The 22,234-nt window shown below is 67.5% G+C and carries 1 protein-coding gene and 1 pseudogene; both read left to right on the forward strand.

Annotated features, from left to right (window positions below; genetic code table 11):
* The first annotated feature begins 82 nt into the window (after positions 1–82).
* Positions 83–16,222 (forward strand): non-ribosomal peptide synthetase, encoded by a 16,140-nt coding sequence (locus tag ACZ5KU_RS15130; RefSeq protein WP_464737381.1) that lies wholly within the window; start codon positions 83–85, stop codon positions 16,220–16,222.
* A gap of 165 nt (positions 16,223–16,387) precedes the next feature.
* Positions 16,388–22,177: pseudogene (locus ACZ5KU_RS15135) on the forward strand (condensation domain-containing protein); the annotation flags it as partial.
* Between the last annotated feature and the right edge of the window lie 57 nt (positions 22,178–22,234).

Genomic DNA, 22,234 nt, shown 5'->3' on the forward strand with positions numbered 1-22,234 from the left:
CCGACCGACAATCGAGCCTTCGCGCCGTGCTGTCCCTCGCTCGGAGACGAGCCCACTGATTTCTGCAAACAGGTGCTCCGAAATGGATTCGTCGACCGAAAAGCTGTCCGCGCAAACCAGCGTGTCCCACGAACTGGCTTCGGTCCAGCAGGGTATCTGGCTCGATCAGATCGCCCACCCTGATCTGCCCTACTACAACATCGGCATGTCCCTGGAGATCCGCGGCGAGATCGACATCCCGCTGTTCGAGAAAGCGATCGAAATGGTCGCCAACCGCAACGACACGCTGCGCCTGAGTTTCAGCCATGAAGGCGGCACCGGTCGCCAGCGGGTCTTGCCCGAGGTCAAGGTCAAGCTCGAAGTGGTGGAGTTTTCCGAGGCCGACGACGACGCCGGCCTGGCCATGGAGTATCTGCGCGAAGCCTTTCGCAAACCGTTCGAGTCCTTGACCGGCCAGCTCTGGGAGGCGCGCATGGTGCGTTGCGGACCAAAGCGCCATTACTGGCTCAACCGCTACCATCACCTGGTCACCGACGGCATCGGCGTGGCGCTGATCGGGCATGCGGTGGGCGCCGCCTACAACAGCCTGCTGGCCGGCAACGAGGAAGTCGCCGAGGGCCACTCCTACCTGTCGTTTCTCGAGGAAGACCGTGCCTACCTGCAGTCCTCGCGCTACGAGCGCGACCGTCAGTTCTGGCAGGAAGTCTACGCGCAACTGCCACCGCCGCTGTTGCAGCGCCGCGCCGACTTCAAGGCCGGCAAGGCCAACGAACTGGCGCCCAGCGCCCAGGTCCAGGCGATGCTGCCGCGGTCGCTGTACAACGCCCTGACGCAGTTCGCCAGCGAACGCAGCCTGTCGGTGGCCCATGTGCTGATCAGCGTGGTCGGCACCTATTTCTGCCGCACCGTGGGAGTCGATGAAATCGTCATCGGCATGCCGGTGCACAACCGCACCACCGCCCGCCAGAAAGCCACCGCCGGCATGTTCTCCTCGGTCAGCCCGATTCGCCTGGCGGTCGACCCGCAAGGTTCGCTGCTGGACCTGATGAACGCCGCCGGTGCGCAACTGCGTCGCTGCTACCGCCACCAGCGTTTCCCCATCGCCGAGCTCAACCGCACCCTGCGCCTGGCCCAGACCGGGCGTCGGCAGCTGTTCGACGTTTCGCTGTCGTTCGAAAGCCTCGACGGCGACGATCAGTTTGGTGGCACCTCGTCGCGGGTGATCACCATGGACAACGGCTACGAGCAGACGCCGATGGCGATTTTCGTGCGCGACTACCATCCGTTCGAAGACGTGCACCTGGACTTCAACTTCAACACCGCCTACTACAGCCTCGAAGAGGCCCAGCGCCTGCAACAGCGCATGTTCGCCATGCTCGAAGCGGTGCTGGAACAGCATGACACCCCCGTGGCGCACTTCCCGCTGATGGGCGAGGAGGAACGCCGGCAGCTGCAGGTCGGATTCAACGATACCGCCCGCGTCTATCCGCGCGACGTGCTGATCCACCAGTTGGTCGAACAGCAGGTCGCCCAGCGGCCGAACGCCTGTGCCGTACGCGGCGACAGCGGGCCGCTGCTCAGCTACGAACAACTCAACCGCCAGGCCAACCAGCTCGCCCACCGGCTGATAGAACTGGGGGTGGAACCCGATGCCCGGGTTGCCGTCAGCCTGCGCCGCGGCCCGGAGATGGTCATCGCCCTGCTGGGCATTCTCAAGGCCGGCGGTGCCTATGTGCCGGTCGACCCGGACCTGCCGAGTGCCCGCCAGGCCTACATGCTCGACGACAGCGCGCCACGTGCGGTCCTCACCGTCCAGGCGCTACGGGACGGGCTGCCGGCCCTGAACGTGCCGGTGCTGCTGCTCGACGACCCCGACGACAGCGCACAACTGGCGGCACAGCCGACCTTCAACCCGGATCCCCGGGTCCTCGGCCTGCTGCCCGGGCACCTGGCCTACGTGCTCTACACCTCGGGTTCCACCGGGACACCGAAGGGGGTGATGAACGAACACCTGGGCGTGGTCAACCGCCTGCTCTGGGCCCGTGATGAATACGCCGTCGACGCTACCGACCGGGTGCTGCAGAAGACCCCGTTCGGTTTCGACGTGTCGGTCTGGGAGTTCTTCCTGCCGTTGCTCGCCGGTGCCGAACTGGTCATGGCCCGTCCGGGTGGCCATCAGGAACCGGACTACCTGGCCCGGGTGATCCGCGAGGCCGGTATCACCCTGCTGCACTTCGTGCCATCGATGCTCGATCTGTTCCTGGAACATCGTGCCAGTCGCGACTTCCCCGACCTGCGCCGGGTGCTGTGCAGCGGCGAAGCCCTGCCCCGTGGCCTGCAACGACGCTTCGAACAACAACTGGCCGGTGTCGAGCTGCACAACCTCTATGGCCCGACCGAAGCGGCCATCGACGTCACCGCCTGGCAGTGCCGTCCCGGCGATCCGGGCGAAAGCGTGCCGATCGGTCGCCCCATTGCCAATATCCAGATGCACGTGCTCGATGCCCTGGGCCAGGTACAACCGCTGGGCGTGGCCGGTGAGTTGCACATCGGCGGTATCGGCGTTGCCCGGGGCTATCTGAACCAGCCTCAACTGACGGCCGAGCGCTTCGTCGCCGACCCGTTCTCCAGCGATCCCCAGGCGCGCCTGTACAAGACCGGCGACCTGGGCCGCTGGCTGGCCAACGGTGCCCTGGAGTACCTGGGGCGCAACGACTTCCAGGTGAAGATCCGCGGCCTGCGCATCGAGATCGGCGAAGTCGAGGCTGCCCTGGCCCTGTGCGCCGGGGTTCGCGAGGTGGTGGTGATCGCCCGTGAAGACGAGCCCGGCCAGGCGGAAAGCAAGCGCCTGGTGGCCTATGTCTGCGGCGAACCGGCACCCGCCGAACAACTGCGCAACGAACTGCTCAAGCACCTGCCCGAATACATGGTGCCCAGCGCCTTCGTGCACCTGGACAAGCTGCCACTGACCGCCAACGGCAAGCTCGACCGCCGTGCCCTGCCCGCCCCGGGCGTCGAATCCCTGGCCAGCAAGGCCTACGAGGCCCCTGTCGGCGAGACCGAAGTGGCCATCGCCGAAATCTGGAAAACCCTGCTCGGTCTCGACCAGGTCGGTCGTCACGACGGCTTCCTCGAACTGGGCGGCCATTCGCTGCTCACCGTGCAACTGCAGGCCCGCCTGCACCAGGAACTGGGGGCCGAGATCGACCTGCGCACCCTGTTCGGCATCGGCTCCCTGCAAGCCCTCGCCCAGTGCGTGGACCAGGCCGGCCGTTCCTCGGTGCAGAGCATCGAAGCCGTGGCCCGCGACCAGGACCTGCCGCTGTCCCTGGCCCAGCAACGCCTGTGGTTCCTCGACCAGCTCGACCACGCCGCCAGCATCGCCTATCACATGCCCGCGGCCCTGCGCCTGCGCGGCCAGCTCGACCGCCAGGCCCTGCACCGGGCCCTGGACCGTATCGTCGCGCGGCACGAAAGCCTGCGCACCACCTTCGAACGCCAGGGCGATCACGTCCGCCAGCGCTTCGCCCCAGAGGACATCGGCTTCAGTCTGCTCGAGCATGACCTGCGGGACCTGGACGAGCAGGCCCGGCAACAGGCCGTCGAGCGACTGGGCCGTGAGGAAGCCGGCGCACCGTTCGACCTGAGCCAGGGCCCGCTGATTCGCGGACGCCTGCTGCAACTGGCCGAGGACGAACATGTGCTGCTGGTCACCCAGCACCATATCGTCTCCGATGGCTGGTCCGTGGCCGTGCTGATCGGCGAGTTCAACCGCCTCTACAGCGCCTTCAGCCATGGCCTGGACGATCCGCTGCCGGCGCTGACCCTGCAATACGCCGACTACGCCGCCTGGCAGCAACAGTACCTGCAAGGCGAACGCCTGCAGGCCCAGACCCGTTTCTGGCGCGAGCACCTGAGCGGTGCGCCAGGCCTGCTGGAACTGCCGGCCGATCGTCCGCGGCCCCAGGTACAGAGCTACCGGGGCGCCACCCTGCCCCTGGAACTGCCGGCCACCCTCAGCAACCGGCTGCGCCAGTTCAGCCAGCAACAGGGCCTGACGCCGTTCATGACCCTGCTGGCCGCCTGGTCGATCCTGCTCTCGCGCCTGAGCAACCAGGCCGAAGTGGTGGTCGGTACTCCGGTGGCCAACCGGCCGCGCCAGGAAACCGAGGCGCTGATCGGCTTCTTCGTCAACACCCTGGCCCTGCGGGTCGATGTCCAGGCCCACGAACGCGTCGAGCAGTTGCTGGCGCGGGTCAAGGCCATCACCCTGGAGGCCTACGACCATCAGGACCTGCCGTTCGAACAGGTGGTCGAAGCCCTGCAGCCGGAGCGCAGCCTCGGCCACAGCCCGCTGTTCCAGGCCATGCTGGTGCTGGGTAACACTCCGCAGGACCAGGCGCTGTCGCTGCCCGGCCTGGAACTGACGCCACTGCCCCAGGCCAGCGGCACCACCCAGTTCGACCTGAGCCTGTCGCTCAATGACGACGGCGCAACCATCCGTGGCCAGTTCGAGTACGCCACCGATCTGTTCGACGCCAGCACCATCGAACGCTGGAGCCGCCACCTGCTGCGCCTGCTCGACGCCCTGCTCGGCGATATCACGCAGCCGCTGGCAACCCTGCCGCTGCTCGATCACCAGCAGCGTCGCGAACTGCTCACCGGTTTCAACCGGACCTACGTCCCGTTCGCCGAAGGCCTGCGCTTGCAGGACCTCTTCGAACAGCAGGTGCAGGCACGCCCCGAGGCCATCGCGGTGCAGGCCGAAGGCATCGCCCTGAGCTATGCCGAACTCAACACCCGGGCCAACCGCATCGCCCATCGCCTGATCGCCGCGGGCCTGCAGCCGGATGAGCGGGTGGCCCTGCTGGTGGAGCGCAGCCCGGAAATGATCGTCGGCATCCTCGCCATCCTCAAGGCCGGTGGCGCCTATGTGCCGCTCGACCCGAACTATCCGCAGGACCGCCTGCAACACATGCTCGACGACAGCGCGCCACGGGTGCTGCTGAGCCAGGGCGATCTGGCCCGGCAACTGCCGCCACTGTCGATTCCCAACCTGTCGCTGACCGACAGCCCCGGTAACGACGCCAATCCCCAAGTCGCCCATCTGACCTCGCGGCACCTGTGCTACGTGATGTACACCTCCGGCTCCACCGGCAAGCCGAAAGGCGTGATGCTCGAGCACCGTTCCGTGTGCAACCAGATCGGCGCCCTGCAGGAACGCTACGGCCTCAATCCAAAGGACCGCGTCCTGCAATTCGCCACCATGACCTTCGACATGTCCGTCGAGGAGATCTTCGGTGCCCTGCTCTCCGGCGCCACCCTGGTGCTGCGCTCGGATGCCTGGATCGCCGGCACCGCCGCCTTCGCCGCGCTGTGCGAGCAGTACGCGATCACCGTCGCCAACCTGCCCACCGTGTTCTGGCAACAGGTCGCCCGCGATGCCCATGTCCCCCTGCCGACCTCCCTGCGCCAGTTCATGATCGGCGGCGAAGCCGTGGGCAAACAGGCGGTGGCCCAGTGGTTCGAGCGGGAAACCCATCGTCCGGCGCTGTTCAACGCCTACGGTCCGACCGAAGCCACGGTCAACGCCTCGATCCGCCTGATGGAACGCGACAACGAAGACTTCCGCTCCATCGGCACGCCGGTGCGCAATACCCAGCTGCATGTGCTGGATGCCGCCGGTAACCTCGCGCCCCTGGGCGTGGCCGGTGAGTTGCATATCGGTGGCGTCGGCGTGGCCCGCGGCTACCTCAACCGGGCCGAACTGAGCGCCGAACGCTTCATCACCGATCCGTTCAGCACCGCCTCGGACGCCCGGCTGTACAAGACCGGCGACCTGGCCCGCTGGCGCGCCGACGGCACCCTCGAATACCTGGGCCGCAACGACGACCAGGTGAAGATCCGCGGCTTCCGGGTCGAACTGGGGGAAATCGAGGCCGTGCTGGCCGCCTGCGAAGGCGTCAGCGAAGCCGTGGTCGTGGCCCGGGAAAGCCAACCCGGCCAATCCGAAAGCAAGCGCCTGGTGGCCTACCTGTGTGGCGACGCCGTGCCCGTCGAGCAACTGCGCGCGGCCCTGCTGGAGGCCTTGCCGGACTATATGGTGCCGAGCGCCTACGTACACCTGGAGGCCATGCCACTGACCCCCAACGGCAAACTGGACCGCCGCGCCCTGCCCGCTCCGGGCCAGGAAGCCTTTGCCAGCCGCGCCTATGAAGCCCCGCGCGGCGAGGTCGAGCAGATCGTCGCCGGGGTCTGGCAGGACCTGCTGGGTATCGAGCAGGTCGGTCGTCATGACCGCTTCTTCGAACTCGGCGGCCACTCGCTGCTGGCCGTCAGCCTGATCGACCGGCTGCGCCAGCGCGGCCTGCATGCCAGTGTCCGCACCGTGTTCACCGCGCCCAGCGTGTGGGAGATGGCCCAGGCCATCGGGCGCGACAGCCAGGCCCTGTTCCAGGCACCGGCCAACCGCATTCCGGCCGGCTGTACCGAACTGACCCCGGACATGCTGCCGCTGGTGAACCTGAATGCCACGCAACTGGAGCGGATCGTCAGCGCCGTCCCCGGCGGGGCCGCCAATATCCAGGACATCTACCCGCTGGCGCCACTGCAGCAAGGTATCCTCTTCCATCACCTGCTGGGCCACGAAGGCGACGCCTACCTGGTGCGTTCGCTGATCGAGTTCGACGACCGCCAGCGCCTCGATGCCTTTGTCGAAGCCCTGCAGACGGTCATCGACCGCCACGACATCCTGCGCAGCTCGGTGCACTGGGTCGGCCTGCCGCAGGCCGTGCAGGTGGTCCATCGCCAGGTGCGACTGCCGCTGGAAACACTCACCCTGAGCCCGGACCAGGACCCGCGCAGCCAGCTGGAGCAACTGAGCGACCCACGACGGCTGCGCCTGGATCTGCAACAGGCGCCGCTGATGCGCGCCTGCATCGCCCGTGATCCACACGCCGAGCGCTGGCTGCTGGCCCTGCTCGACCACCACATGATCAGCGACCACGTGTCCCTGGGCATCGTGCTCGAGGAAATCCGTGCCCTGATGCAGGGCCAGGGCGCCGAACTGCCGGCTCCGCAGCCTTACCGGGAGTTTGTCGCACAGGTCCTCGCCACCCCGGCCGAAGTGCACGAGGGCTACTTCAGACGTCGCCTGGCCGATGTCGACGAGCCCACCGCACCGTTCGGCATCCTCGATGTCCAGGGCGACGGTGCCCGGGTCAGCGAGACCAGCCAGCATCTGGACCCGGCCCTGAGTCTGCGGATCCGGGCCCGTGCCCAGGCCGCCGGGGTCACTCCGGCCGTGCTGTTCCATATCGCCTGGGCCCAGGTGCTCGGGCGCTGCACCGACCGTGATGACGTGGTGTTCGGCACCGTGGTCGCCGGCCGTCTGCAAGGCTCGGCGGGGGCGGACCGCGCCCTTGGGGTGTTCATCAATACCCTGCCGGTGCGCGTGCAACTGGCCCGCTCCGGGGTCGGCTCACTGGTGGACGAGACCTATCGCGACCTCAGCGAAATGCTGGCCCACGAGCAGGCCTCCCTGGCCCTGGCCCAGCGTTGCAGCGGCGTCGCGGCGGGCCTGCCGTTGTTCACCACGCTGTTCAACTATCGCCATTCCACCGACGGCGGCTCCCTGGCCAACCAGGAGCACGTGCTGGCCTGGGATGGCGTGCGTTTCCTGAGCAACGAAGCGCGTACCAACTACCCGATCGAAGTGGCCGTGGCCGATGAAGGGGGCGGTTTCTCCCTGACCACCCAGGCCATCGACAGTATCGACCCACGGCGTATCGCCGACTACCTCGTCCACGCCGTGAGCGAACTGGTCGCTGCCCTTGAGCAGGACCCCGCGCGCCCGGCCGCCGACCTGAAGGTCGTGCCCGAAGCCGAACGGCAACAGTTGCTCAACGACTTCAACGACACCGCCACCGACTTCGGACCGGCCCAGCCGATCCATGCCCTGTTCGAGGCCCAGGTCCGTGCCAACCCGGATGCCGTGGCCCTGCTCTGCGAAGACCGCCAGTTGAGCTATCGCCAGCTCAACCGCCGCGCCAACCATCTGGCCCGGCAACTGCTGGCACTCGGTGTGCAACCGGACGAACGCGTGGCCATCTGCGCCGAACGCAGCCTCGACATGATCGTCGGCCTGCTCGGCGTGCTCAAGGCCGGGGCCGCCTATGTCCCCATCGACCCGGCCCACCCGGCCGAGCGCATGGCCTTCATGCTCCAGGACAGCCAGCCACGGGCATTGTTGACCCAGGCCGCGCTATCGCTGCCGGCCGGCGACCTGCCGGTGTTGCTGCTGGACACCGCCGAATCGCTGCAGGCCGTACAGGATGAGGCCTTCGACGCCAACCCGGTGGTTGCCGGCCTGACCCCGCAGCACCTGGCCTATGTCATCTACACCTCCGGCTCCACCGGCCAATCCAAGGGCGTGATGGTCGAGCACCGCTCGGTGTTCAACTTCTGGCACGTGCTGACCCGCACCACCCACCAGCACTGCCCGACACCCGCCACCGTGGCGCTCAATGCCGGCTTCTTCTTCGACATGTCGATCAAGGGCATCTCGCAGCTGTTCTCCGGACACAAGCTGGTGATCATCCCGCAACTGATCCGCGCCAGCGGCAACGAGCTGCTGGACTTCCTCGAACAGCACCAGGTGCACGCCTTCGACTCGACCCCGTCGCAGCTCGACACCCTGCTCGCCGCCGGCCTGCTGGAGCGTCGCAGCTACCAGCCGGTCAGCGTGCTGCTGGGTGGCGAGGCAATCAACGCCAGTACCTGGGAGAAGCTGCGCAACTGCCAGAGTATCCGCTTCTACAACATGTACGGCCCGACCGAGTGCACGGTGGACGCGACCCTCGACCTGATCCGCGACCTCGGAGAGAAACCGAGCATCGGCCGGCCGTTCGCCAACGTCCAGGTGCATGTCCTCGATGCCCGGGGCGAGCCCGCGCCGCTGGGCGTGGCCGGGGAAATCCATATCGGCGGCGTCGGTGTGGCCCGTGGCTACCTCAACCGCGACGCGCTGAGTGCCGAACGCTTTATCGCCGACCGCTTCAGCAAGGTGCCCGGGGCCCGCCTGTACAAGACCGGCGACCTGGGTCGCTGGCTGGCCGACGGCACCCTGGAATACCTGGGCCGCAACGACTTCCAGGTGAAGATCCGCGGTTTCCGCATCGAACTGGGGGAAATCGAGAACGCGTTGCTGGCGATCTCGGGTGTCACCGAAGCGGTGGTCATCGCCCGTGAGGAACAGCGCCTGGTGGCCTATGTCTGCGGCGAACCGGCGCCTGCCGAACAACTGCGCAACGAACTGCTCAAGCACCTGCCCGAGTACATGGTCCCCAGCGCCTTCGTGCACCTGGACAAGCTGCCGCTGACCGCCAACGGCAAGCTCGACCGCCGTGCCCTGCCCGCCCCGGGCGTCGAATCCCTGGCCAGCAAGGCCTACGAGGCCCCTGTCGGCGAGACCGAAGTGGCCATCGCCGAAATCTGGAAAACCCTGCTCGGTCTCGACCAGGTCGGTCGTCACGACGGCTTCCTCGAACTGGGCGGCCATTCGCTGCTCACCGTGCAACTGCAGGCCCGCCTGCACCAGGAACTGGGGGCCGAGATCGACCTGCGCACCCTGTTCGGCATCGGCTCCCTGCAAGCCCTCGCCCAGTGCGTGGACCAGGCCGGCCGTTCCTCCGTGCAGACCATCGAAGCCGTGGCCCGCGACCAGGACCTGCCACTGTCCCTGGCCCAGCAACGCCTGTGGTTCCTCGACCAGCTCGACCACGCCGCCAGCATCGCCTATCACATGCCCGCGGCCCTGCGCCTGCGCGGCCAGCTCGACCGCCAGGCCCTGCAACGGGCCCTGGACCGTATCGTCGCGCGGCACGAAAGCCTGCGCACCACCTTCGAACGCCAGGGCGATCACGTCCGCCAGCGCTTCGCCCCAGAGGACATCGGCTTCAGTCTGCTCGAGCATGACCTGCGGGACCTGGACGAGCAGGCCCGGCAACAGGCCGTCGAGCGACTGGGCCGTGAGGAAGCCGGCGCACCGTTCGACCTGGGCCAGGGCCCGCTGATTCGCGGACGCCTGCTGCAACTGGCCGAGGACGAACATGTGCTGCTGGTCACCCAGCACCATATCGTCTCCGATGGCTGGTCCGTGGCCGTGCTGATCGGCGAGTTCAATCGCCTCTACAGCGCCTTCAGCCAGGGCCTGGACGATCCGCTGCCGGCGCTGACCCTGCAATACGCCGACTACGCCGCCTGGCAGCAACAGTACCTGCAAGGCGAACGCCTGCAGGCCCAGACCCGTTTCTGGCGCGAGCACCTGAGCGGTGCGCCAGGCCTGCTGGAACTGCCGGCCGATCGTCCGCGGCCCCAGGTACAGAGCTACCGGGGCGCCACCCTGCCCCTGGAACTGCCGGCCACCCTCAGCAACCGGCTGCGCCAGTTCAGCCAGCAACAGGGCCTGACGCCGTTCATGACCCTGCTGGCCGCCTGGTCGATCCTGCTCTCGCGCCTGAGCAACCAGGCCGAAGTGGTGGTCGGTACTCCGGTGGCCAACCGGCCGCGCCAGGAAACCGAGGCGCTGATCGGCTTCTTCGTCAACACCCTGGCCCTGCGGGTCGATGTCCAGGCCCACGAACGCGTCGAGCAATTGCTGGCGCGGGTCAAGGCCATCACCCTGGAGGCCTACGACCATCAGGACCTGCCGTTCGAACAGGTGGTCGAAGCCCTGCAGCCGGAGCGCAGCCTCGGCCACAGCCCGCTGTTCCAGGCCATGCTGGTGCTGGGTAACACCCCGCAGGACCAGGCGCTGTCGCTGCCCGGCCTGGAACTGACGCCACTGCCCCAGGCCAGCGGCACTACCCAGTTCGACCTGAGCCTGTCGCTCAATGACGACGGCGCAACCATCCGTGGTCAGTTCGAGTACGCCACCGATCTGTTCGATGCCAGCACCATCGAACGCTGGAGCCGCCACCTGCTGCACCTGCTCGACGCCCTGCTCGGCGATGTCACGCAACCGCTGGCAACCCTGCCGCTGCTCGACGCACAACAGCGCCTGCAGTTGCTGTCATCGTTCAATCCACCGCTCTCGGCACTGGACGAATCGCCGCAACGCCTGCCCCACCGGGTCTTCGAAGAACAGGCCGCGCGCACCCCGAACGCCGTGGCAGTGGTCTGCGCCGGACAGTCCCTGGGTTATGCCGAACTGAATGCCCGGGCCAACCGCATCGCCCATCGCCTGATCGCCCTGGGGGTACGTCCCGACCATACCGTTGGCCTCTGCGCCCGCCGCAGCCCGGAGATGGTGATCGGCCTGCTGGGCATCCTCAAGGCCGGCGCCGCCTACGTACCGCTGGATCCGCAATACCCGGCGCAACGCCTGGCCCATATGCTGGCCGACAGCGCGCCACAAGCCCTGGTGATTCAGCACGGGCTGCAGTTGCCGGTCCCCGAAGGCCTGGCCACGCTGGAACTGGACGACCCATCGCTGCAACAGGCTGCACAGCACAACCCCGAGGTGCCGGCGCTGGGCTTCAACCACCTGGCCTATGTGATCTACACCTCGGGCTCCACCGGCCTGCCCAAAGGCGTGATGGTCGAGCATCGCGGCCTGCGCAACCTGCTGGACTGGTACCTCGACGACCTCGAGTTCCACGCCGGGGACGCGGTGCTGCTGGCCTCCTCCTATAACTTCGACCTGACCCAGAAGAACATTCTCGCGCCACTGATGGTCGGTGCGGTGTTGCACCTGGCCGAAGAGCCGTTCAACCCCGAGGCCATCGTCACGCAGATCGCCGAAGCCGGTGTGACGCACCTGAACATGTCGCCGAGCGCATTCCATGCGCTGGTGGACGCCGACATCCACCAGGCCCTGGCCTGTCTGAAGCGGGTGGTACTGGGGGGCGAGCCGATTCAGATCGCCATGCTGGAAAAACTCCCTCAGCCGCGACCGGCCGTGATCAACAGCTACGGCCCGACCGAGTGCAGCGACGTGGTGGCCTGGCACCGGGCGGACACCGACCTGGCGACCTACCGGGACCGTTCGATGCCCATCGGCAAGCCGATCCGCAATATGCAACTGCATGTGCTGGACAGCCACGGCCAGTTGTTGCCAGTGGGCGTACGCGGCGAAATCCATATCGGTGGCGTCGGCGTCGCCCGTGGCTACCTGAACCGGCCGGAACTGAGCGCCGAACGCTTTATCGCCGATCCGTTCGCCGATCGGGCCGAGGCCCGGCTGTACAAGACCGGTGATATCGGTCGCTGGCTGCCCGATGGCACGCTGGAATACCTGGGTCGCAACGATGACCAGGTGAAAATTCGTGGCCTGCGCGTCGAGCTGGGCGAAATCGAGGCCGCGATCGCCGCGCTGCCGGGTGTTCGCGAGGCGGCGGTGATTGCCCGCGCGCACCAAAGCGCCCCCGATAACAAGCGCCTGGTCGCCTACCTGTGCGGCGAACCGGCGTCCGCCGAGCAACTGCGTGCCGATCTGCTGCAGCGCCTGCCCGGCCATATGGTGCCCAGCGCCTTCGTGGTGCTGGACCGGTTGCCATTGACCCCCAACGGCAAGCTCGACCGCCGCGCCCTGCCGGAACCGGGCCAGGAGGCGTTCGCCAGCCGTACCTACGAGGCGCCCCAGGGGCCGGTCGAACACGCCATCGCGCAGATCTGGCAGCAATTGCTCGGCGTGGAGCGGGTCGGACGGCACGACGGTTTCTTCGAGCTGGGCGGTCATTCGCTGCTGGCGGTCAGCCTGATCGAGCGTTTGCGCCAACAGGGCATGAATGCCAGCGTACGCAGCGTATTCACTTCTCCCAATCTGCGGGAGATGGCCCTTGCCATCAGCCATGAGCCGGCAATCCGCTTCCAGGCCCCGGCCAACCGTATCCCGGCCGGCTGTACCGAGCTGACCCCGGACATGCTGCCGCTGGTGAACCTGAATGCCACGCAACTGGAGCGGATCGTCAGCGCCGTCCCCGGCGGGGCCGCCAATATCCAGGACATCTACCCGCTGGCGCCGCTGCAGGAAGGGATTCTCTTCCACCACCTGCTGGGCCACGAGGGCGATGCCTACCTGGTGCGCTCGATGATCGAATTCGACGACCGCCAGCGCCTCGATGCATTCATCGCGGCCCTGCAAACGGTCATCGACCGCCATGACATCCTGCGCACGGCGGTGCATTGGGACGGCCTGCCGCAGCCAGTGCAGGTGGTGCAACGCCAAGCGCACCTGCCGGTGCACAGCGTCACCCTCGACAGCGACCGCGACCCGCTGGAGCAGTTGCGTACCCTCAACGACCCGCGGCAGCTGCGCCTGGACCTGCGCCAGGGGCCGCTGATGCGCGCCTGCATCGCCCGCGACCCGCACTCCGAGCGCTGGCTGCTGGCCCTGCTCAACCACCACATGGCCAGCGACCACGTGACCCTGGAAATCGTCCTGGAGGAAATCCATGCGATCCTCCATGGCCAGGGCGACCAGTTGCCGGCCCCGCAGCCGTATCGTGACTTCATCGCCCAGACCCAGGCCACCCCGGCCGAGGTCCATGAAGCCTACTTCAGCCGTCGCCTGGCGGATGTCGATGCACCGACCGCACCGTTCGACCTGCTGGAAGTACAGGGCGATGGCAACCACATCGAAGAGGCCGAACTGCAACTGGGCGACGACCTGACCCGGCGGATCCGCGCCCAGGCCCGTGAGCGCGGGATGACCCCGGCGGTGCTGTTCCATGTGGCCTGGGCCCAGGTCCTGGCGCGCTGCACCGGACGCGATGACGTGGTGTTCGGCACCGTGGTCGCCGGCCGCCTGCAAGGTTCGGTCGGTGCCGAACGGGCCCTGGGGGTGTTCATCAACACCCTGCCGGTTCGCGTGCAACTGGCCAGCCAGGGTGCTCATGAACTGCTGCTGGCCACCCACCGCGACCTTGGCGAACTGCTGATCCACGAGCAGGCCTCCCTGGCCCTGGCCCAGCGTTGCAGCGGTGTGGCGACAGCCTTGCCGCTGTTCACCAGCCTGCTCAACTACCGGCACCAGAGCGACGACAGCCAGTTGCAGTGGCCGGGCATGCGCCTGCTTGGCAGTGCCGAACGGACCAACTACCCGCTGACCCTGTCGGTCAACGATTACGGCGATGCCCTGGGCCTGCAGGTGCAAGGCGTGCGGCCGGTGGACCCACAGCGCCTGTGCGCACTGATGCAACGGGCATTGGAGCAACTGACCCAGGCGCTGATGTACACGCCGAAGATCGCGCTCACGGAACTGGATGTGCTGCCGCCCGCCGAACGTACCCTGCTGCTGGACACCTTCAACCAGAATCATCTGGACTATCCGAAGGACGTCTGCATCCAGCAGCTGTTCGAAGAGCAGGTGGGCAGGACGCCGACCGCCATCGCCCTGGTCGATGCCCATGGGCAGCTCGACTACGCCACGCTCAACGCCCGCGCCAACCGCCTGGCCCGGCGCCTGGTCGAGGCTGGTACGCGGCCGGGTGACCTGGTGGCGATCTGCGTCGAGCGCGGTACGGCGATGATCATCGGCCTGCTCGGCATCCTCAAGGCCGGTGCCGCCTATGTACCACTGGACCCGACCTACCCGGCCGAACGCCTGGCCGCCATCGTCGGGGACGCCCTGCCACGCCTGCTGCTGGCCGATCCGCCCGGACGTGCGGCGCTCGGCGAGCCGGTTGGCGAAACCCGCTGCCTGGCCATCGAACAGGCGGACACCACGGCACCGGTGCCGCCCGCGGAGGCGGCGAACCTGACGTTCGCCGCCTCCGAGCTGACCTCGGCGCACCTGGCCTACGTGATCTACACCTCGGGCTCCACCGGCAAGCCCAAGGGCGTGACGATCGAGCACCGCAGCCTGGTGGCCTCGACCCTGGCCCGCTGTGCGGTGTACGCCTCGGACAGCGAACGGCGCTTCCTGCTGCTGTCGTCGATCGCCTTCGACAGCTCCGTGGCGGGGATCTTCGGCACCCTGCTCAGCGGCGGCACCTTGTGCATCCCGGATGCCGACACGGCCCGCGACCCCGAGGCCATTGCCCGGTTCATCGATGCGCAGGCGGTCACCACCCTGCTCTGCGTCCCGTCCCTGGGTCGCCTGGTGCTGGGCAGCCTGGCGGCCACCAGGGGCCGCCGCACCCTGCGGGAGATGATCGTCGCCGGCGAAACCTGCCCACCGTTGCTGGTGCGCGAGTGTGCCGAATTCGAGCCGGCCATCACCCTGTACAACGAATACGGGCCGACCGAGGCCACGGTCTGGGCCACGGTGCATCGCTGCACGCCGGACGACCAGGGCACGGTGCCTGTCGGCCGGCCGATCCCCAACACCCGCCTGTACCTGCTCGACCCACAGGGCCAGCCGGTTCCGCTGGGCGTCTCGGGCGAACTCTACATTGGCGGCGACGGGGTGGCTCGCGGCTATCTGAACCGGCCGCAGTTGAACGCCGAGCACTTCCTCGCCGACCCGTTCGCGGCCGGCGACGACGCCCGGATGTATCGCACCGGCGATCTGGTGCGCCTGCGGGCCGACGGGGTGCTCGAGTTCCTCGGGCGCAACGACCAGCAGGTGAAGATCCGCGGCTTCCGTATCGAACCGGGGGAGATCGAAGCGCTGATGCTGACCCTGCCGGGTGTGCGCGAGGCCGCGGTGATCGCCCGCGAGGACGTGCCGGGAGCCCGGCGCCTGGTGGCCTACCTCAGCGTCGAACCGCACCTGTCCGCCGGCAACGCCAGTCAGACACTGAGGCCGTACCTCAGCTCGCAGTTGCCGGACTACATGGTGCCGTCGGCCTTCGTGGTGCTCGAACAGCTGCCGTTGAGCCCCAACGGCAAGCTCGACCGCCAGGCCCTGCCCGCCCCGGGAGCCGAGGATTTCGCCCACCGCGAATACGAAGCGCCCAACGGTGAGACCGAGGAGCTGCTGGCCGCGATCTGGGCCGAGCTGCTGGGCCTGGAGCGGATCGGTCGCCACGACGACTTCTTCGAACTCGGCGGTCACTCGCTGCTGGCGGTGCAACTGACCTTGCGGGCCCGCGAGACCTTCGGCGTCGAAGTGCCCCTGCGCGGCCTGTTCGAACACCCGTCGCTGCAGGCGTTGGCCGACCTGGTCACCACCTTGCAACTGGCTCAGTACGAGTCCGACGAACTGCTGGACCTGCAACAAGAAATGGCTTCGCTGTCTGAAAGCGAACTGCTCGCTATCGTCTCCAAGGATGCTTGATAAATTGAATTCACATAACGATAGTCTCGACCAGTTGAAACGTGCCGCACTGCTTCGTCTGCTCAAGCAACGCGGTGCGACACGGGTCATCGATACCGTCCCTGACGCCATGCCTGCGGTGGACCGCAACGGCCCGCTGGCCTTGTCGTTCGCCCAGCAACGCCTCTGGTTCCTCGACCAGCTGGACCCGACGGCCAGTGCCGCCTATCACATGCCGGCCGCACTGGTGCTGCAGGGCCCGCTGGACCGCAACGCCCTCAAGGCCGCCCTCGATCGCCTGGTTGCCCGCCATGAAAGCCTGCGCACCACCTTCCGCCGCGAGGGCGAGCAGCCGGTGCAGGTCATTGCCGCGGCAGACTGCGGCTTCAACCTGGTGGAGCACGACCTGCGCCACCTGCCCCGGGACCAGGCCGAACAACAGGCCGTGCAACTGAGCGAGCAGGAAGCGGCGGCGCCCTTCGACCTGCTCCACGGCCCGCTGATCCGCGGCAGCCTGCTGCGCCTAGCCGAGGATGAACATCGCCTGCTGATCACCCAGCACCACATTATCTCCGATGGCTGGTCCATCGGCGTGCTGGTCAAGGAATTCGCCGCGCTGTACCAGGCCTTCAGTACCGGTCAGCCCGACCCGCTGCCCGCCCTGACCCTGCAATATGTCGACTATGCGGCCTGGCAACGCCAGCAGCTGGAGGGCGAACGCCTGAACCGGCATGTCGAGTACTGGCGCAGCCAACTGGCCGGTGCCCCGGCCCTGCTGACCCTGCCCACCGACCGGCCGCGCCCGGCCGTGCAGAGCTACAAGGGCGAGACCCTGGGCTTCGACCTGCCGGTGGCGCTGTCCGAGGCCATCGGCAAGTTCGCCCAGTCCCGCGCCGCAACTCCGTTCATGACCCTGATGGCCGCCTGGGCGGTCCTGCTGGGCCGAATCAGTGGCCAGCAGGACGTGGTGATCGGCACCGTGACCGCCAACCGCGACCGCCCGGAGGTGCAGGCGCTGATCGGCTTCTTCGTCAACACCCTGGCCCTGCGCGTGCGCCTGGACGCCAACCCGACCCTCGATCAGGTGCTGCAACAGGTCAGGGAACTGATGCTGGAGTCCGCCAGCCGCCAGGACACGCCGTTCGAGCAGATCGTCGAAGCCCTCAAGCCACCGCGCAGCGCCAGCTACAGCCCGGTGTTCCAGACCATGCTCTACACCAATGCCGGCGGTGCCGGCGGGCAGTTGCAGTTGCCGGGGCTGAACCTGCAGTTCCTGCCGTCGCACAAGGACAACACCCAGCACGACCTGTCGCTGCACATCGATGAAGGCGGTCCGAGCCTGTCCTGCAGCCTGTCGTACTCCACCGCGCTGTTCGACGCCGGCACCATCGAACGCCTGGCGGCGCGCTTCGAGCGCCTGCTGCGTTGCTTCACCGAAGCCCCGCAGACCCGCATCGGCGCCCTGGAACTGGACCCGGCCCCGAGCCTGCCCGAAGTCACCCGGCAGGCGCCGGTCGCGCAGCGCACGCCGCTGTCCTATCACCAGGAGCGCGTCTGGTTCGTCGATACCTTCGAAACCGGTTACCTGTATGAAGCCAACCCGGTCTACCACAACGTCGCCCTGTTGCTGGAGCTGTCCGGCGAGTTGAATGTCGCGGCCCTGCAAGCGGCCCTCGACGGGCTGCTGGCCCGTCACGCCATCCTGCGTTGCCGGGTGCATTCCGACGGTGCCACCGCCTGGCAGAGCTTCGACGCAGCGGCCAGCCTGACGCTGGAACAGTTCCAGGCGGCCCCGGGCGAGCTGAGTGCCCTGGCGCTGGCGCAGACCCGCCGCCCACTGCAAATGAACGGCGGCAGCCTGGTGCGTGCCAGCCTGGTGCGCGCCGACGGGAACGACGCCGTGTTGGCCCTGGCCGTGCATCACCTGCTGGCCGACCGCACCTCCCTGCAGTTGCTCAAGCGCGACCTGCTGGCGCTCTATGAAGCCGCCTGCGCCGGGCGCGAGGCCCTGCTGCCGCCGCTGGCCCTGAGCTACGCCGACTTCGCCGCCTGGCAACGCCAGTTGCCCGCCGCCGTGCTGGAAAACCTGCGTGCCTACTGGTCCTACCAGCTGCGTGGCAAGCTGCAGGCCCTGGAACTGCCACTCAACCGCCCACGGGCGGCGGTCCATGTCTTCACCGAAGCCACCCATGAGTTCGTCATCGAGGCGGCGCTGGTCAAGCGCCTCGGCGATCTGGCCCGCGAGGTCGGCGTCGGTACCGACAGCCTGGCCCTGAGTGCCTTCACCGCCCTGCTGCGGCGTTATGCCGGGCACGACGAACTGGTCGTCGGCACCAGCGCGGCATGCCGCGAACCGGCCCTGCAGGACGTGGTGGGGCCGCTGGACAACCTGGTGGTGATCCGCAGCCACTGCGACAGCGACACCACCCTGCTGGCGCTGCTGGAGCAGACCGCCGGCACCCTTTCCGACGCCCGGCGGCATCGGCACATGCAGTTCGACCAACTGGTGCTGGCGCTCAATCCGGCCAAGGACATGAGCCGCACCGCACTGTTCGACGTGCTGTTCAACTTCCAGCAGGCCAGTAACCAGCGCACCCTGGTGGCCGGGCTCGAGGTCAATACCCTGGAAACCAACCTGGGTTATGGCAAGAACGACCTGCACCTGTTGATCGATGCCGGCGAACAGCAATGGCGCGGGCACCTGGCCTACAACGCCGACTTCTTCGACCCCGAGTTCATCCACCAACTGATGCGGCACTACGTGCGCCTGTTGCAGGCGCTCGTCGACACCCCGCAGTTGCGGGTCGATGATGTCGCCCTGCTGGACGCGGTCGAGCGCCAGCGGCAGATTCTCTATTTCAATGACACCGAGGCCGCCTGGCCCGACACCCTGACCCTGCACCAGATCTTCGAGGAGCAGGCCCGCCAGACGCCGGACCGTATCGCCGTCAACCTGGGCGAGGAACGCCTGAGCTATCGCCAGCTCAACGAACAGGCCAACCGCCTGGCGCACAGCCTGCGCGATGCCGGCGTCCAGCCGCAGGAACTGGTGGCCATCGTCCTCGAACGCTCGCTGGCCATGATCGTTGCCACGCTGGCGGTGCTCAAGGCCGGCGCCGCCTACGTACCGATCGATCCCGCTTCGCCGGCCGAGCGTATCGCCTACGTATTGCGCGACAGCGGCGCACGCAAGGCCGTCGCCGGCCGGGAAACCAGCCCGGCGCTGCTGGCGCTCGGGATCGAAGTCTTCTCCAGTGACGCCCACGCGGACACCGGGGGCAGTCCCCGGGATCTGGCCAACCTGCCCAACCTCAACGCCCCGGACCATCTGTGCTATGTGATCTATACCTCGGGCTCCACCGGCGAACCCAAGGGCGCGTTGCTCGAACACCGCAACGTGGTACGCCTGCTGCACAACAATCGCTCGGCCTTCGATTTCAGTGCCGAGGATGTCTGGTCGCTGTTCCATTCCAACGCCTTCGACTTCTCGGTCTGGGAAATGTACGGTGCCCTGCTTTTCGGCGGCCGCCTGACCCTGGTGCCCGAGGCCCTGCGTCGCGATCCGGGGAACTGCTGGCGTTCCTCGAACGTGAACAGGTGAGTGTGCTCAACCAGACGCCGTCGGCCTTCCTGCAACTGAGCGCGGCCGCACTGGCCGGCCACGATGTACGCCTGGAACGCCTGCGCTATGTGATTTTCGGCGGTGAAAGCCTGGAACTGGGCAAGCTCGATGCCTTCCATCGTGCCTTCCCCCAGGTGGCGCTGGTGAACATGTACGGCATCACCGAAACCTGCGTGCACGTGACCTACAAGGCGATCGGCGCGGCGGACATCGCCGCCGGCATTTCCAATGTCGGGCGGCCGATCCCGACCACCGTGGCCTACATCCTCGACGCCCAGCAACGGCTGCTGCCGATCGGCGTGGCCGGGGAAATCTGCGTGGGCGGGCTGGGGGTCGGCCGCGGCTACCTGAACCGCGAGGCGCTGACCGCCGAACGGTTCATCGCCGACCCAATGCGCCCCGGCGAACGCCTGTACCGCTCCGGTGACCTCGGCAAGCTGCTGGACAACGGCGAAATCATTCACCTGGGCCGGATGGACGCCCAGGTGAAGATTCGCGGCTTCCGTATCGAACTGGGGGAAATCGAGGCCAAACTGCTGGCCTGCGACGGCGTGCGTGAGGCGCGGGTGCTGGCCCGCGATGATGCGGCCCAGGGCAAGCGCCTGATCGCCTACCTGATCCCGCAATCCTCGAACCGCCTGGACGTGGCAGCGCTGCGCAAGCAACTGGGCGCCACCCTGCCCGACTACATGATTCCCACGGCCTTCGTCAGTGTGGCCGCCTACCCGCTCACCGGCAACGGCAAGCTGGACCAGGACGCGCTGCCGGCGCCGGATCTGGACGCCATGTCCGAGCGCGGCTACACCGCGCCCGAAGGTCCCACCGAACAGGCCCTGGCGCAGATCTTCCAGGAACTGCTGGGGCTGGAGCGCGTCGGTCGCCACGACAGTTTCTTCGAACTCGGCGGCCACTCCCTGCTGGCCGCGCAACTGGTGTCCCGCGTACGCCAGCAACTGGGCGGCGAGATGATGCTGCGCCAGCTGTTCAGCCATCCGACGGTGGCGGAGCTGGCGCGCGTGGTCAGTGGCCTGCAAACGGCCGCCAGCGACAGCATCACCGTCGTCGAGCGCGACGTGCCACTGGCGCTGTCGTTCGCCCAGCAGCGCCTGTGGTTCCTCGACCAGCTCGATCCCGGTGCCAGCAGTGCCTACCATATGCCGATGTCGCTGCTGTTGCGTGGCGATCTCGACCGCAGCGCGCTGAAAGCCGCGCTCGACCGCCTGGTGGCGCGCCACGAAAGCCTGCGCACCACCTTCCAGCGCCAGGGCGAGCAGCCGGTGCAGATCATCGCCCCGGCCGATTGCGGTTTCAGCCTGGCCGAACAGGACCTGCGCGCGCTGTCCTACGAGCAGGCCAGCCTCAGTGCCTCGCGCATCGGCAACAATGAAGCGACGGAGCCCTTCGACCTGCAACGCGGCCCGCTGATTCGCGGACGCCTGTTGCGCCTGGCCGATGACGAGCACATCCTGCTCATCACCCAGCACCACATCATCTCCGATGGCTGGTCGGTGGGCGTACTGGTCAAGGAATTCACCGAGCTTTACCGGGCCTTCAGCCAGGGCCAACCGGACCCGCTGCCGGAGCTGTCGATCCAGTATGCCGACTATGCCGCCTGGCAGCGTCGCACCTTCACCGGCGAGTACCTGGCCGAACAGGCCGAGTTCTGGCGCGGCCACCTCGGCGGAGCGCCGGCGCTGCTGTCGCTGCCCACCGATCGGCCACGTCCGGCGGTGCAGAGCTACCGCGGCGGCGACGTGCCGGTACAGATCGCTCCGGCGCTGTACCAGCGCCTGGAACGCTTCTGCCAGGCCAACAACGTCACCCTGTTCATGGCGCTGCTCAGTGCCTGGTCGGTGCTGATGGCCCGCCTGGGCAATGAACGCGACGTGGTGATCGGTGTGCCGACGGCCAACCGTGGCCGCACCGAAACCGAAAACCTGATCGGTTTCTTCGTCAATACCCTGGCCCTGCGCGTGGACCTGGGGCAGAACCCGAGCGTCGGGCAGTTGCTGGCACAGGTCCGTCAGACCCTCCTGGCGGCCCAGGAGCATCAGGACATTCCGTTCGAGCAGGTGATCGAGGCGTTGCAGCCACCGCGCTCGCTGAGCCACAACCCGCTGTGCCAGGTCGCCCTGTCGCTGGACAACACGCCGGTCGGTGCCGAGCAAAGCCTGCCCGGGCTGAACGTGATCCCCGTGGCCCAGGCCCATGAAACCGCACAATTCGACCTGATGCTGACCCTGGGCAGCGAAGGCGGCAACCTGAGCGGGGTGATCGAATATGCCAGCGACCTGTTCGACCGCGGCACTGTCGAACGCTTCGCCCAGCACTTCCAGACTCTGCTCGAGGCGCTGGTGGCGGATGTCGAGCAGCCGGTGCTCGGCCTGCCCTTGCTGACCCCGGCGCAACGC

The sequence above is a fragment of the Pseudomonas sp. Tof1 genome (assembly GCF_055390395.1).

Bases quoted from the DNA above. Each gene is read 5' to 3' on its own strand.
- ACZ5KU_RS15130 (WP_464737381.1), top strand. From the start codon at position 83: ATGGATTCGTCGACCGAAAAGCTGTCCGCGCAAACCAGCGTGTCCCAC.